Source organism: Sphingopyxis italica, from assembly GCF_011926545.1.
GTDB lineage: Bacteria > Pseudomonadota > Alphaproteobacteria > Sphingomonadales > Sphingomonadaceae > Sphingopyxis > Sphingopyxis italica.
In genome coordinates this window covers 275567-289059 of the sequence record NZ_JAATIT010000002.1, presented here as the reverse complement: position 1 = coordinate 289059, position 13493 = coordinate 275567, and the positions used below count along the sequence as shown (strand labels likewise).

Annotated in this window: 17 protein-coding genes; 5 read left to right on the top strand and 12 right to left on the bottom strand. The window is 65.5% G+C overall.

The features are described from left to right. Window positions 1-9 precede the first annotated feature (9 nt). Together GGR90_RS09085 and GGR90_RS09080 are read left to right on the top strand one after the other, a co-directional pair. The gene (locus GGR90_RS09085; protein ID WP_167921111.1) at window positions 10-1188 is read left to right on the top strand and encodes a bifunctional 2-C-methyl-D-erythritol 4-phosphate cytidylyltransferase/2-C-methyl-D-erythritol 2,4-cyclodiphosphate synthase; all 1179 of its coding nucleotides are present in this window, start codon (window positions 10-12) and stop codon (window positions 1186-1188) included. Between the two features lie 3 nt (window positions 1189-1191). Beyond that, complete coding sequence (locus GGR90_RS09080; RefSeq protein ID WP_167921110.1) at window positions 1192-1749, top strand: CinA family protein; 558 nt, start codon at window positions 1192-1194, stop codon at window positions 1747-1749. Here the strand turns inward: GGR90_RS09080 and GGR90_RS09075 are convergent. Then, window positions 1692-2171 carry a type II toxin-antitoxin system RatA family toxin gene (locus GGR90_RS09075; RefSeq protein ID WP_167921109.1) on the bottom strand — a complete coding sequence of 160 codons (480 nt, stop codon included), beginning with the start codon at window positions 2169-2171 and terminating at the stop codon, window positions 1692-1694. The genes GGR90_RS09080 and GGR90_RS09075 overlap by 58 nt on opposite strands. After that, on the bottom strand, window positions 2172-3119 hold the full coding sequence (lipA, locus tag GGR90_RS09070) for a lipoyl synthase (protein ID WP_167921108.1): 948 nt from the start codon (window positions 3117-3119) through the stop codon (window positions 2172-2174). Window positions 3120-3181: 62 nt separating this feature from the next. Between lipA and GGR90_RS09065 the strand changes: the two genes are divergently transcribed. Next, the gene (locus GGR90_RS09065; protein WP_167921107.1) at window positions 3182-3820 is read left to right on the top strand and encodes a carbonic anhydrase; all 639 of its coding nucleotides are present in this window, start codon (window positions 3182-3184) and stop codon (window positions 3818-3820) included. 512 nt (window positions 3821-4332) lie between these two features. On the opposite strand, the gene GGR90_RS09060 is transcribed toward GGR90_RS09065, so the two are convergent. From GGR90_RS09060 to GGR90_RS09025, 8 genes are all read right to left on the bottom strand, one after another. Further along, window positions 4333-4866, bottom strand: coding sequence for a F0F1 ATP synthase subunit B family protein (locus GGR90_RS09060; protein ID WP_167921106.1), 534 nt, complete (start codon window positions 4864-4866; stop codon window positions 4333-4335). Then, window positions 4859-5356: a F0F1 ATP synthase subunit B family protein gene (locus GGR90_RS09055; RefSeq protein WP_167921105.1), complete on the bottom strand. Its 498-nt coding sequence runs from the start codon at window positions 5354-5356 to the stop codon at window positions 4859-4861. The genes GGR90_RS09060 and GGR90_RS09055 overlap by 8 nt, the downstream gene beginning before the upstream one ends. 71 nt (window positions 5357-5427) lie before the next feature. Further along, window positions 5428-5658 carry a F0F1 ATP synthase subunit C gene (locus GGR90_RS09050; RefSeq protein ID WP_037515205.1) on the bottom strand — a complete coding sequence of 77 codons (231 nt, stop codon included), beginning with the start codon at window positions 5656-5658 and terminating at the stop codon, window positions 5428-5430. A 42-nt stretch (window positions 5659-5700) separates the two neighbouring features. Continuing rightward, entirely contained in the window at window positions 5701-6453 is a 753-nt protein-coding gene (locus GGR90_RS09045; protein WP_167921535.1) for a F0F1 ATP synthase subunit A, read from the bottom strand. A gap of 50 nt (window positions 6454-6503) precedes the next feature. Further along, window positions 6504-6833, bottom strand: coding sequence for an AtpZ/AtpI family protein (locus tag GGR90_RS09040; RefSeq protein WP_167921104.1), 330 nt, complete (start codon window positions 6831-6833; stop codon window positions 6504-6506). 346 nt (window positions 6834-7179) lie between these two features. Then, entirely contained in the window at window positions 7180-7581 is a 402-nt protein-coding gene (locus GGR90_RS09035; RefSeq protein WP_381449003.1) for a YdbL family probable chaperone protein, read from the bottom strand. Between the two features lie 14 nt (window positions 7582-7595). After that, complete coding sequence (locus tag GGR90_RS09030; protein WP_245198553.1) at window positions 7596-7823, bottom strand: YnbE family lipoprotein; 228 nt, start codon at window positions 7821-7823, stop codon at window positions 7596-7598. Beyond that, window positions 7820-10987 (bottom strand): intermembrane phospholipid transport YdbH family protein, encoded by a 3168-nt coding sequence (locus tag GGR90_RS09025; protein WP_167921103.1) that lies wholly within the window; start codon window positions 10985-10987, stop codon window positions 7820-7822. The genes GGR90_RS09030 and GGR90_RS09025 overlap by 4 nt, the downstream gene beginning before the upstream one ends. A gap of 169 nt (window positions 10988-11156) precedes the next feature. On the opposite strand from GGR90_RS09025, the gene radC reads away from it, so the two are divergent. Together radC and rnk are read left to right on the top strand one after the other, a co-directional pair. Further along, window positions 11157-11834: a RadC family protein gene (gene radC, locus GGR90_RS09020; protein ID WP_167921102.1), complete on the top strand. Its 678-nt coding sequence runs from the start codon at window positions 11157-11159 to the stop codon at window positions 11832-11834. Window positions 11835-12039: 205 nt separating this feature from the next. After that, on the top strand, window positions 12040-12459 hold the full coding sequence (gene rnk, locus GGR90_RS09015; protein ID WP_245198552.1) for a nucleoside diphosphate kinase regulator: 420 nt from the start codon (window positions 12040-12042) through the stop codon (window positions 12457-12459). A gap of 55 nt (window positions 12460-12514) precedes the next feature. Here the strand turns inward: rnk and GGR90_RS09010 are convergent, their stop codons facing one another. Together GGR90_RS09010 and GGR90_RS19280 are read right to left on the bottom strand one after the other, a co-directional pair. Beyond that, window positions 12515-13012 (bottom strand): EF-hand domain-containing protein, encoded by a 498-nt coding sequence (locus tag GGR90_RS09010; RefSeq protein WP_167921101.1) that lies wholly within the window; start codon window positions 13010-13012, stop codon window positions 12515-12517. 22 nt (window positions 13013-13034) lie between these two features. Then, complete coding sequence (locus GGR90_RS19280) at window positions 13035-13430, bottom strand: hypothetical protein (protein WP_209023660.1); 396 nt, start codon at window positions 13428-13430, stop codon at window positions 13035-13037. Window positions 13431-13493 lie beyond the last annotated feature (63 nt).

Genomic DNA, 13493 nt, shown 5'->3' with positions numbered 1-13493 from the left:
GCGCGTCAGATGAGCGAGTCCGCCCCTCCCCCTGCCCCGCGTGCCGCGGTGATCCTGCTCGCCGGCGGCCAGGGAATACGCGCCGGTTTCGACCGGCCAAAGCAGCTCGAACGGCTCGGCGGCAAACCGGTGCTGCAATGGAGCCTCGATGCCTTCATCGCGCATCCGAGGATTTCGGGCGGCGTGCTAGTGGCGAATGGTGACGTCATGGCGGCGATCGGCCCGCTGCCGGAGGACTGGATTTCCGCCGATCCCGGCGCGGAACGCCAGCAATCGGTCGGCAACGCACTCGCCGCGCTCGATGAATGGGAAGACGGGGCGTTCATACTCGTCCATGACGCCGCGCGGCCGGGCGTAAGCAGGGAAATCATCGACCGCTTGCTGGCCGCCCTGCAAACCGCCGACGCCGCGATCCCGACATTGCCCGTCCCCGATACACTCGTCGAACAGGCGCACGACGAAGCCGGCGATGTGGTCGACCGCAGCGTTCTGGCGCGCGTCCAGACCCCGCAGGCCTTTCGCTTGGGCATTTTGCGCCGCGCGCATGCCGAGGCGGTCGAGGCGGCCGCGACCGACGATGCGCAACTCGTTCGCCGGCTTGGTGTGGCCGTGGCGACCGTGCCGGGCGATGCCCGGCTCCACAAACTGACATATGCCGAGGATATGGCGATCCTTTCGGGGCTTTTGGGGACGAACGCCATGATGCGAACCGCGGTCGGCATGGGCTATGACGTCCACCGCCTCGTTGCCGGCAAGCCGCTGTGGATCGGCGGGATAGAAATCGAGCATAGTCATGGGCTTGAAGGGCATAGCGATGCCGACGTCGCGCTTCATGCGATCACCGACGCGATCCTCGGCGGCCTCGCCGACGGCGACATCGGCGACCATTTCCCGCCAAGCGATCCGCAATGGCGCGGCGCCGCATCGCACCGCTTCCTCGCCTTCGCCGGCGAGCGGGTGGGCGCGCGCGGCGGACGCATCGACCATATCGACCTGACGATCATCGCCGAAGCGCCGAAGATCGGGCCGCATCGCGCCGCGATCCGCGCGCGCATTGCCGAAATCCTTGCGCTTCCGATCGAACGGGTTAGTGTGAAGGCGACAACGACCGAGCGGCTGGGCTTCACCGGTCGCCGCGAGGGGATTGCTGCGCAGGCCGTCGCGACCTTGCAACTTCCGGAGAATTGAACCTTGCAGTCTGCCGAAGAAACGCGCCTTGCCGCGCGCGACGATCTGGCCACCGCCGTGCTTGCGGACAACCGCGCGGCGGGCCGCCGGATCGCGGTCGCCGAAAGCTGCACCGGCGGCATGGTGAGCGCCGCGCTGACCGACATAGCGGGCAGTTCGGACGTGTTCTCCGCGGGTTTCGTCACCTATTCGGGACACGCCAAACAGTCGCAGCTCGACGTCAGCAGCGAAATCCTCGAAACCTTCGGCGAAGTATCGCTCGCGACGGCGTGGGCGATGGCGGCGGGGGTGCTCGCGAACAGCGACGCCGATGTCGCGGTCGCGATCACCGGCATCGCCGGGCCGGGCGGCGGGTCGGAGAAGAAGCCCGTCGGTCAGGTCGTCTTCGCGCGCGCGCTGCGCGGGCAGGACCCCGACGATTATTTCACCCAGCGCGTCCAGTTCGAATCGACCGATCGCCGCGCGATCCGCCATCATGCGACGCTGTTCGCGCTCGAACTGCTTCAGCCGGGCAAGGATTCGCTGCGGCCGTCGGAGGATGTCACCCTCCCCGCCCCGTAAAGTTCGTCGGCGCGCGTTTCGAACGCCGCGATCATCTTGCGCAGCGCCTTGTCGAACATCTGCCCCGCGAGCGCCTCGAACATGCGGCTGCGGAATGCGAAATCGACCATGAAGTCGACGCGGCAACCGCCGCCCTCGGCGGGCCGGAAATGCCATTCGTTGCTGAGGTGCTTCATCGGCCCGTCGATATAGCTCACGATCACCTCGTGCGGCCGCTGCTTGTGGACGCGGCACGAGAAGCTTTCGCGCAGCCCCTTGAAGCCGACGATCATGTCGGCGACGGTTTCATGCTCGCTGTCGTCGCGGATGCGGAGCGCGACGACCCACGGCAGGAACTCGGGATAGCGCGCAATATCGGTGACGAGCGCGAACATCTGCTCGTCGCTATACGGCAACTCGCGCGTTTCGTGGTGCCGGGGCAATCAGTCCGCCTTGACGCGCGCCAGTTGCGCCTCACGCGCGGCGCGCATCCGTTCGAAATCGTCGCCGGCGTGATAGCTCGAACGCGTGAGGGGCGACGAGGCGACCTGCAGGAAGCCTTTCGCGCGCGCGATCTGCGCATAGGCGTCGAACGCCTGCGGGGTCACAAAGTCGATGACCTTGGCATGCTTCGGCGTCGGCTGGAGATATTGGCCCATCGTCATGAAATCGATGTCGGCGCTGCGCATGTCGTCCATTACCTGATGGACCTCCAGCCGCTCCTCGCCGAGCCCGAGCATCACGCCCGACTTGGTGAAGATCGACGGATCGCGGCGCTTGACGCTTTCGAGCAGGCGCAGCGACGCGTAATAGCGCGCACCGGGCCGGATCGTCGGATAGAGCCGCGGCACGGTTTCGAGGTTGTGGTTATAGACGTCGGGACGCGCATCGACGATCGCCGCGACGGCGCTTTCGGGCTTGTTGCGGAAATCGGGGGTCAGGATCTCGATCGTCGTCTGCGGCGTCTCGCGGCGCAGCGCGTTGATGACCTTGACGAACTGGCTGGCGCCGCCATCGGGCAGGTCGTCGCGGTCGACCGAGGTGATGACGATGTGGCTCAGGCCCATCTTCGCGGCGGCGATCGCGGTATGCTCGGGCTCGAGCAGGTCGACAGGGCGCGGCATCCCTGTCTTGACGTTGCAAAAGGCGCAGGCGCGCGTGCAGGTGTCGCCGAGGATCATCACCGTTGCATGCTTCTTGGTCCAGCATTCGCCGATGTTCGGACACGCCGCTTCCTCGCACACCGTATGCAGGTTGAGCTCGCGCATCAGCTTGCGCGTTTCGGCGTAACCGGGGCTGGTCGGCGCCTTGACGCGAATCCAGTCGGGCTTGCGCTGGCGCTGACTGGGAGTGGTGGTGGCGGTCGGTTGGGGCTGGGCGGGAGCGTTCATTTCGCCCACATAGTCGCGCACGCGCCTCTTCTCAACCTCTCTACCTATGCTAAGGCGCGTCCATGACTCACTTTGCTGACATGATCGAGGGCTACCGGCGTTTCCGTAACGGCGGCTGGGCGGAGCAACGCGAACGCTGGGAACAGCTTGCGGAGGGGCAATCGCCCAAGGTGATGATCATAGCCTGTTCGGACAGCCGCTCCGAACCCTCGCAGATTTTCGACACCAACCCGGGCGAAATTTTCGTCGTGCGCAACGTCGCGGCGCTGGTGCCGCCGTTCGAGACGACGCCGGGGCGCCACGGCGTCTCGGCCGCGCTCGAATTCGCGGTGCAGTTCCTGAAGATCGAGGAAATCGTCGTGATGGGCCACGGAATGTGCGGCGGCTGCCACGCGGCGCTTCACAAGTCGATGGCGGGCGCCGAGCCTGGACGCGGCGGCTTCATCGCCGACTGGATCGCGGTGCTCGACGAGGCGGCCGAGACGGTGCGTGCCGAACATGCCGACATCGATAACCGCGAAGCGGGCCGCGCGATGGAAATGGCCGCGGTGCGCGTCAGCATCGACAACCTCAGAACCTTTCCCTGCATTCAGGAAAAGGAACGGCGCGGGACGCTGAAGCTACGCGGCGCGTTTTTCGCGATCAACGATGGCGTGCTGCATCTGATGGAAGAGGCGACGGGAGAATTCGCTCCGGCCTGATGAACGTCACGCTCGCCAAGGCGCGCGAGAATGTTCACGCGACCAAGCCGATCCTTTGGGAAATCGCGCCGGCCTAGCTGGGGCCGCCGATGGGTAAGATGAGACGCGTGGTGGCTTTGGGGTGGTGAACTGCCGTATAGTTTCGTCATGCTGAACTTGTTTCAGCATCCATGGCCTGACCTCCAATCCCGCGCAGCGCCGAAGGAAACGGCTGGGCCATGGACCCTGAAACAAGCTCAGGGTGACGAGATACCAAGCGTCGCTTTCCCGTCGGTTCTGTATTCCGTCGTGTCGAGCGAAGTCGAGACGCCCATCGGCACCCCTAGGCCGAGGGGCATCTCGACTTCGCTCAATGCGAATGGAGTTGGTAGGCCGAGCGACAGCAACCGATCGCTCTGGACGATGAAGTGACCGACCAACGGTTGCGCCCATCTCCAATCAAGACCAATGCTCCAAAGCAAAACGCCCGCGGAAAACCGCGGGCGCTTCGTTATCCGGTGATGTCGAAGGGCTCAGCCCTTGGCGACGCCCGCGATGGCCTGATCGACCAGCGCCTTGTCCGCTGCGGCGTCGTGCTTGTCGGCGATCAGCCGTGCCGCCGCTTCGGTCGCCGCCTTGGCGGCCGCGGTGCGAACTTCGGCGAGGGCGCCGGCTTCGGCCGCGGCGATGCGGTCTTCGGCCATCTGCTTGCGGCGCGCGATCAGCGCGGTCGCATCGGTCTTGGCCTTGGCGACGAGCGCCTCGGCCTCGGCATCGGCGCGGGCGCGCATCTCGTCGGCTTCCTTCGCGGCGTCGGCGAGCTTCGCCTCATATTCGGCCTTTAACGATTCGGCGTCGAGGCGCAGTTGCTCGGCTTCCTTGAGCTGCTTCGAAATCTCGGCAATCTTGTTGTCGAGCATGCCCGCGATCAGCGCCGGCACCTTTTTCCACAGCAGGATCGCGATGAAGATCGTCATCGCGATCGACACCCAGGTGGTTGCCGTGAGGATACCGAAAGACTTCGGTTCGGCCACCCCTTCGGCCAGGACCATCAGGAAATCAGCCATGGAGCACCGCCTTCACCGCCGCCTTGGCATCCGCCGTGGCGATCTTCACACCCGACAGCTTGGCGACGAGGTCGCCCGCCGCTTCGGCCGCGACCGCCTCGATTTCCGCCATCGCCGACGTGCGCGCCGCGCCGATTTCGGATTCCGCCGCCGCCAGCTTGCCGGCGAGTTCGGCATCGACCTTGGCCAGACGCTTTTCGGCGTCTTTTGCCGCCTTGTCCTTGGCGTCGGTCACCGCCTTTTGCGCGGCGGCGCGGCTCGCGTCGCTCTGCTGGCGGTAGCTTTCTTCCAGGCCGTCGGCCGCGGCATGGGCGGCTTTCGCCGCCGCCAGATCGTCGGCCACCTTGCGGTCGCGCGCGTCCACCGTCGCCTCGATCTTCGGCAGCATGCCGCGGCCGATGACGAAAAAGACGAAGCCAAAGGTCAGCAGCACCCAGAAAATCTGCGATGCGGCGTACCAGCTTTCAGCGAATTGGCTGATTTGAGGCATGGATATACTCGACCGACAAAAGAAAAGCAGTCGCGGGGCCGACTTTTAGCGAGCCAGCCCCGCAGACGAAATCAGGCTGCCTTGAGGTACAGCAGGATCGCGATCAGGAACGACAGCAGGCCGAGAAGCTCGGCGGCCGCGAAGCCGATGAACAGGCGGCCCTGCTGGCCGTCGGCGGCCGCGGGGTTGCGCAGCGCGCTTTCGAGGAAGCTACCGAAGACGTTGCCCACACCGATGGCGGCCATACCGGCACCGATGGCGGCCAGACCGGCGCCGATGAGCGAAGCAGCTTGAACGTCCATTTTATACTCCTTGGGAAAAACGTTAATTAACTAGTTGAAATATCAGTGCAGATTGATCGCGTCGTTCAGATAGAGCGACGTGAGCAGCGCGAAAACATAGGCCTGAATACCCGCGACCAGCAATTCGAGCCCGCTGATCCCGACCATCAGCGCCATGCTGGGGATCCCGACGCCAAGGCCAACCGCGGGGCCAGCAGCGATGCCGTCGATGATGAACGAGGCGAACACCTTCATCAGCACGTGGCCGGCGGTCATCGCGACGAACAGTCGGAGAGCGAGGCTGAACGGGCGGACGAGGAACGATACGAGCTCGATCGCGGGGATCAGCCACAGCAGCCACCAGGGCGTGCCGTGCGGGACGAAAAGCGAGAAGAAATGCAGGCCGTGGCGCCAGAAACCGACGATCAGGACGATCGAGAAGCTCAGGATCGCGAGAAAACCGGTGATCGCGAAGTGGCTCGTCACGGTGAAGGGATGCAGGCCGAACAGGCCGAAGGGCATGAGGCCGATCACGTTCAGCATCAGGATGAACATGAACAGCGAGAAGACATAGGGCGTATATTTGCGGCCTTCGGGGCCGATATTGGCGTTCATCATGCTGGAAATGAAGCCGGTGAAGCCCTCGACGGCGACCTGCCAGCGACCGGGAACGAGCTGGCGCTTCATCCCGCCGATCATAAAGACCCAGAGCAAGAGGCCGGCGATCACCATCCACATCGCGCTGGTGGTAAAGGCAACCTCATGATTGCCGACATGGAACATGTCGAACATCTTCTGCACCTCGAACTGGTGCATCGGGTCCACTTTGCCTTGATCCGCCACGCGATACCTCGCCTAAAATCCTGTCAGTCCGGCTTTTTGGGCCGAACATTCGCAATCCGAAATATATTCCTGAAGGCGACGGCTATTCCAAGGAACAGCACCGCCAACAGGCCCCAGGGCGCCGTGCCGGCGAAATGGTCGATCGTCCAACCGACCAGCGCGCCGCCACCGATCCCGCCCAGCAGCTCGGCCAGAACGCGATTGCCGAGCTTGTAATTCGCATCGGTCTCCGGTCCGGCGGTCGCTGCGGTCCTTCTTGCTTCTGCGGCTTCGGCCCGGTCCAATCGCTCTTCGAGCGAGACCAGGCGCGAATCCTCAGAGCCAAGTTCCGGATCGCTGCCATTCCCCGTCATTTGCGCCATCCTCCTGAAACAGAACCGGAAACTCCCGATTCCGCCTGCGAAAAAAGGCCCGAAAATTCGGGGGACCCCTAAGGCGCGGTCCGTTTAGGAACGCCGCCCGATTAAGTCAATGCTTCTGCTTGCGCACAAAAATGCCGCCGCCGATCCCTCTTCCCGTTCGCATCGAGCGAAGTCGAGATGCCGTGAGGCCTTGCACGGACGAGGGATGTCTCGACTTCGCTCGACACGAACGGAATCGGGCAAGGCCATCCGCGCCTAGTGTCGAAAAAATGCCGCCGCGTTTAGGGGCGCGGCGGCATATGGGAGCCCGACGGGCTCCATTATTCGGTTGCGGATTTTACGGGCAGCGCGCGTCGCGTTCGGGCGGGCTCGCGTCGCGGGTTTTCCATGCACCGCCCGGCGTCTGATATTTCTCGCCCGGCTTGGTCTTCGCGATCAGGTTGCAGCCGCTGGTAAAGGCGAATTGCTCGACGGTGCTGCCGGTCGACTGCGCGCTCGCGGTATAAGCCGCTTTCCGCTTGATATTGAGGTCCTGCACCAGCGCGCGGATCGCCGGGGTCGGCGTCGTCGCGAAGCCCAGATAACCGTCGGGCTGCTCGCCGATCTGTCCGGCGGCGCGCGCGGCGGCATAGGCCGGGTCGCGCTGCGCCATCGCCGACGGCACGGCGAGAGCCACGGCAGCGGTCGCCGCAACTGCCGCGAGCGCCCATCCGGTCGGTTTCCACTTCGTCATACGCATCACATTCTTCCCCATCAGAATATCTCGCTATTCTGCTCAATGAGCTTTTTGGCGTCGCCATCCAGCCTGTACACCACTTCCTGCCGGATGTTGATGTTCAGGTTGATCTCGATCGGCTTGTCGGGCGTTTCGATCTGCACGCAGCCCGCAAGGGCCCCCATCAGGGTCGGCGCGCCTATCATCACCGCAACATGCCTGACGTCAATGGCCAGCCTCCTTGCTCCACTCTTGTTTCTCTTCATCGCACAGGCTCGCTTTCTGGTGGCTGAACGGGGACGGTTTCTCCCCTCGCGGCGGCTTCGGCTTCTTCCTGGGCCCGCATCAGGGCCGGCAGATTCTGTTCGACCAGCAGCGACGGATCATAGAATCCCTTCGCCGACGTCAGGAGCTGGCGGAACGGTGCCTTGATCTTCACATTGAAGACCAAGGGCAGTTTTGCGACCTGGTTGGTCAGGAAATTGCGCGTCGCGCCCTCGCCCTGCCCCACGCCGCCAAAGCGGATGTCGGTCACCATTTCGCCGTCGAGGTCCCCGTTCAAGATGATCGTCAGATCGTCATATTTGAGGCTGCGCAGCGCGCCAAAGGCAAAATTGGCTATGACGCCGAGATTGCGGTTCGACAATTCGCCGACATAGGCCAGCGTGCCCCCGCCGGCGCGCGAATCGATGCGCCCGCCGACGATGCGCCCGCCGAGGCCGTCGAATTCGACCGGCAGCGTCCCGTCGAACACCCCGGTCGCATTGATATTGTCGAAACCGAAATTCTGCAGGAACACCGCCGCGTCGACCCCGACGATGTCGAACGACAGCCGCCGCGCCTTGTCTGCATTGAAATCGAGCGTCGTCGGATGGAGCAGCAGCTTGCCGCCGCCGAAGGGCCAGCTTCCGCCTTCGATGCGGACGCGGTTGTCGCCGAGCAGCCGATATTCGATCTCGCCGTCGATCACGGGAATGCCGGGATTGATCTCCTCGATCTTGGCGATCTGTCCCGGCGCCGACTTGAGCCCGATCAGATCGTCGAAGGTCAGCGTCGTCGTCAGCCCGGTCACCGGGCCGAAGGCGGCGGCGAGGCTGGTGTCGGCGGTCGCGAAGGTGCCGCGGCTGGTGACGCCGTCGGCGGTCCACTCGATCCGCCCGTCGCCGACCACCGAGCCCTGGACGTTGGCGACGACGCCGAGCGCGAGGCTGGTGAGCTGGTCGGGCTGGAACGCCTCGCCGAAGCGCAGTTCCTTGACGGTAATATCCGCCGAGCCGCTGCCGTCGGCGAGCCGGTGACGGATCAGCGTGTCGAGGATTTTCGTACCCGTCTTCCGTTCGTTGAAGCCGGCTTTCGCCTCGATGATCCCGTCGGCGAAACGCAGGTTCGCGTCATTGCTGACGAGCGGGAAGAAACGCGGATCGGGCGCCGCGTCGGTGAGCAAGAGCCCGCCGTCGAGCGTCAGCGCGCCATCGGCGAAGCGCCATTTGCTGGCGATCTCGCTCATATCGAGCGGCACCGCGCCGATCTTCCCGCTCGCGCCGCGAAGGTCGCCCGCCATGCCCTGCGGCGTCGCCTGTCCGCTCAGGCGCTCGGCGGCGAAGCGCGTCACGCTTTCGCCCTCGCCCAGCCGCACATCGGCGCGCGCGAGCGACCAGCGCATCGCCGACAGGTCGATGTTCGCCGGGCCGCTGGTCAGGCTGAACGGCGAACCGCCGCTCGCACCGTGCAGGGCGATGCGCGGAATGCGAATATCGCCGCGCAGACCATCGGGTCCGGCGCTGAGCAACGGCGCGCCCGGGCGGCTGCACAGATCAAGCGCGCTGCGGCCGAGCCGGAATCCGCCGACCTCGATCCGGTCGGCGGCAACACGGCTGCACCCGCCGTCGAGTGCGAGTGCGCCTGTGGGCGCGAGAAAGCCGTTCAGCGGCACCGTCAGCCGCTCGACCCGCCCGCCCGCGAGCGGCCCCGACAAGGCCGCGGTCGTCGCGAAGCGGAGCAAGCCGCCGGCGCCGCCCGAAAAACGCACCGGGGTGAGCGCCAGCCGCGCGCCTTCGGCGCTATAGGGTTCGAAGCTGGCAAGCCCGGTTACCCGGCCATCCTCGTTGCGAGCGATGCTCAGCGTGCCCGAGGGCAGGTCGCCCCCACCGATGCTCCAGCGTCCCGTCGCAATCACCGCGGGCTCGTCCGCGCCATAGAGATAGCCGATGCGGCTTTCCGCGCCGCCGGTGAAGTGGGCGCCGCTCGCGCTGGTCAGTTCGGGCGCGATCAGATCGACGCGTGCGGTCGGTCCCTCGCCCGCGAGCGCGAAACCCGCGCTGCCGCTCGCATCGGCCAGCACGCGGCCGAGCGCGGCCATCGCCTTCGCGGCCAGCGGCCCCACCGGCATCCCCGCCAGCCCGCGGGCGCTTTCGGCGAGCGAGCGGCGCAAATCCGCGCTGCCGGTCGCGCGGGCGAAAGCGAGGCGCCCGTCGAACTTCGGCGCCGCACTGCCGACGCTGCCCTTCGCCTCGAGATTCACCGTCTCGGCCGCGAAATCGGGGCCGCGCAGGCGCGCCATGTCGGCATCGACATCAAGCTTTGTCAGCAAGGCGGTGCCGTCGAAGCTCGCGCGCAGCCCCATCCGGTCCGCCGCGACGGGGCCAGCGATCAGCCGCACGATGCTGGCGTCGGCCTTGCCTTTCCAACTCCGCAGATCCTCCGACAGCGAAAGGTCGAGCGCGACTTGCGGCGACGCCGCGCTGACACTGCCATCAGCGCAGCGGAGCGAGCGCCCACGCAGCGGACCGACCAACTGCGGCCTGACATCGCGGACGAGGACCGTCCCATAGAAGCTGACATCGTCGCCATCGCATCCCGCCGCCTTGACGCGCGGCGCGACGAGCGCGAGCTTGCCGGTGAAATCGCGGCGCAGATTACCGCCGCCATTGAGCGCCGCGCCGATGTCGCCCCACGGCGTCTCGATCCGCGCCCGCGCATCGCGAAGCGCGACCGACAGATCGGGCAAGGCGAAGGGATCCTTGCTCTCCGGATCGCGAAACCTGTCGAGCGAGCCGAACGACAGGCGCCCGTCCGCGAAGCGGCCATAGAGACGGACGCCCTCGGCGTTGATCCCGGACACATAGGGCCCCGACCAGCCATAGCCGAGCAGGATTTCGACGCGCCTTGCCGTCAGGTCGGGCCGCTTCGGGTCGCCGATGACGATGTTCGACAATATCTCGCTGCGAAAGCCGATCCGCTCGATCGTATAGCGCGCGGGGACGCCGCGGCTGTCGAGCTGGTCGTTGATGAACTCGTCGGCGATCGGCTCGCGCGCGATCCACACCCCGGCGACGAGGATGATCACCGCGCCGGCGGTCAGCCATCGCTTCTTGAACAGCAGCGTCCGATATTTGAACCGCAGCTTCGCACCGTCCGCCGCTTCAGTCATAGGAGTTGGCCGATGACGTCATGGCGGCAAAATCTCGTCCCTCGACCCGAACCCCGTGCAGGACAGAAACGCCGGACATCATATTTCGCTGCAAGAAATTGATCCGGTTCGCCATCTTCCTTTTTCTATGACCGTTGAGTGCGCCTCACAAGGCGGTTATTGACGCGGCATGGGGGACACACCGGATCATCTTGGGCATCGTGCGCGGCTGCGGTCGCGCCTGCTCGACGACGCCGAGGGGCTCGCCGATTATGAGCTGGTCGAATATCTGCTCGCGCTGGCGGTTCCGCGCCGCGACACCAAGCCGCTCGCCAAGGCGTTGCTGCGCGAATTCGGGTCGCTGGCGCAACTCGTCAGCGCCGACCCCGAATCGCTGCGGCGCGTCGATGGGCTCGGTGACACCGGCATTGCGGCGCTCAAGATCGTCCAGGCCGCCAGCCTGCGCCTTTTGAAAGGCGAGTTTCGCGACAAGCCGCTCTTGTCGAGCTGGGACGCGCTGCTCGACTGGCTGCGCGCCGACATGGGGCCGATCGACGTCGAGCGCGTCCGCATCCTCTATCTCAATTCGCGCAACATGCTGATCCGCGACGAACTTGCGAGCGAGGGGTCGATCGACCAGTCGGCCATCTATGTGCGCGAGGTGATCAAACGCGCGCTCGAACTCGGCGCCTCGGCGCTCATCCTCGTCCATAACCATCCAAGCGGCAGCCCCGAGCCGAGCCGGCAGGATATCGCGATCACCAAAGATATTGCGGAAGCGGCGGCGAAGCTCGGGATTACGCTCCACGACCATATCGTCATCGGCGGGTCCGATTATCGCAGCTTCCGGGCGATGGGGCTGCTCTAGCCCATTTGACTTATCCCGGCCCCCGACTACATCATCATCTGATGCAGATTCGACGCGGCCTTCTCCGCTTCCGTTTTCACGGGGGACAGCTTCTCGCGGGCATTTAGCCCCGGGTTCCGGCGCGATCGCCCCGAGCCCGGGGCACCTTCCGTCCCAAATTGCCGCGCGTGGCGAATCGCCGCGCGCCCTCCGGAAAGTCCGCGCCATGACCAAGAAGAATAAGAAAGGGGCCGCGATGCCCCTGATCCGCATGATCGACAGCGAAGCCGATGCGCTGACCGAACTCACGCTGCAGCAACAGCGCGATTCGATCTCCTTTTATGAACTGCTGCTCGACGAGATCGACCGCGCCGCGATCTGCGAGCGCCCCGATATACCCCCCGACGTCGTTACGATGGGATCGAGCGTTACCTTCATCGACGAAAAAAGCGGCGCCGAGCGGACGGTGCGCCTCGTCTATCCCGCCGAAGCCGACATAGCCAACGGGCGCATGTCGATCCTGACGCCGGTCGGCGCGGGACTGATCGGGCTGAGCGTCGGCCAGTCGATCAACTGGCCCGATCGCGGCGGCATCGAGCACCGGCTGACGATCGTTGCGGTCGAGCAGCCGGTGCGCGCGGCATGAACGGCGATGCGGCCGCCGGATCGCTCCGACGGCCGCACCACCCCGCGAGGCGCTTTTAGGCGCCGCGCGACAGGAAACCGGTAAGTTCGGTCTTGTTCACACCGCCCGACTTGTCGCCGTCGGCCGATGCGAAAGCCTGACCGATCCAGCTCGTCACCTCGGCCGATTCGACATCGGCGGCAGGGTCGGTCGCGGCACGCAGCTTTTTCATCCACGCGCCGAATTCGGCTTCGTTGAGATCGCCATTCTTGTCCCCGTCATAGGTCGGGAACTCCTGCTCGACGATCTGCGCTATCTGGGTCGGCGTCGCCGCTGCGTCCGCAGGAGCGGGCTCGGTTGCAGCCGGCGGTGCTGACGAATCGGGCGTCGGGGCCGGACTGGTCGTGTCCGGCGTCGTCGTATCAGGTGCCGGCGCCGGGCTGGTCGTGTCCGGCATCGGGGCCGGCTCGGTCGTCGTCGGCGGATTCATCGGATCCGAAGCCGGCGGGGTCGTCTGGGCCAGCGCCGGAAAACTCACGGCGGCGGCACCGATCAAAAGCATCTGTTTCAACATGATCTATCTCCAGTGTATCGGTTTATTCCGGTTCCGATTCGGGCGCTTCCTCATCGTCCGGAGCGGGCTGGTCGGCCGGAGGGGTCGGCTCGGCCGCGGGGGGAGTGTCGCTGGGGATCGCGTCCTCGGTCGGCGCCTCATCGGTGGGTGCCGTCTCATCGACGGGGGTGCTGTCCGGCGCGGGGGCGGTCGTATCGGTGGGCGCCGGCGGCGTCTGGGTCGTCGGCGCGGTTTGTTCATCCGTCGGAGCCGTGGTCTGGGCCAGGGCGGGGAAGCTGATTGCCGCTGCGCCAATCAAAAGCACTTGCTTAAACACATTCATTCTCCTGTATCGGCGACCTTGATTATTGGCCGCCTTTTCCTGATGGGGCGAAAGATCAACCCGCCGCGTTTCGGCAAAGTTGCGGTGCCGCGACATTTGGCGAAACGCCCCGTCCCTGCTACGGGGCGCCCCGTCCCGGTTGCGCGGGGATTCCGCGAC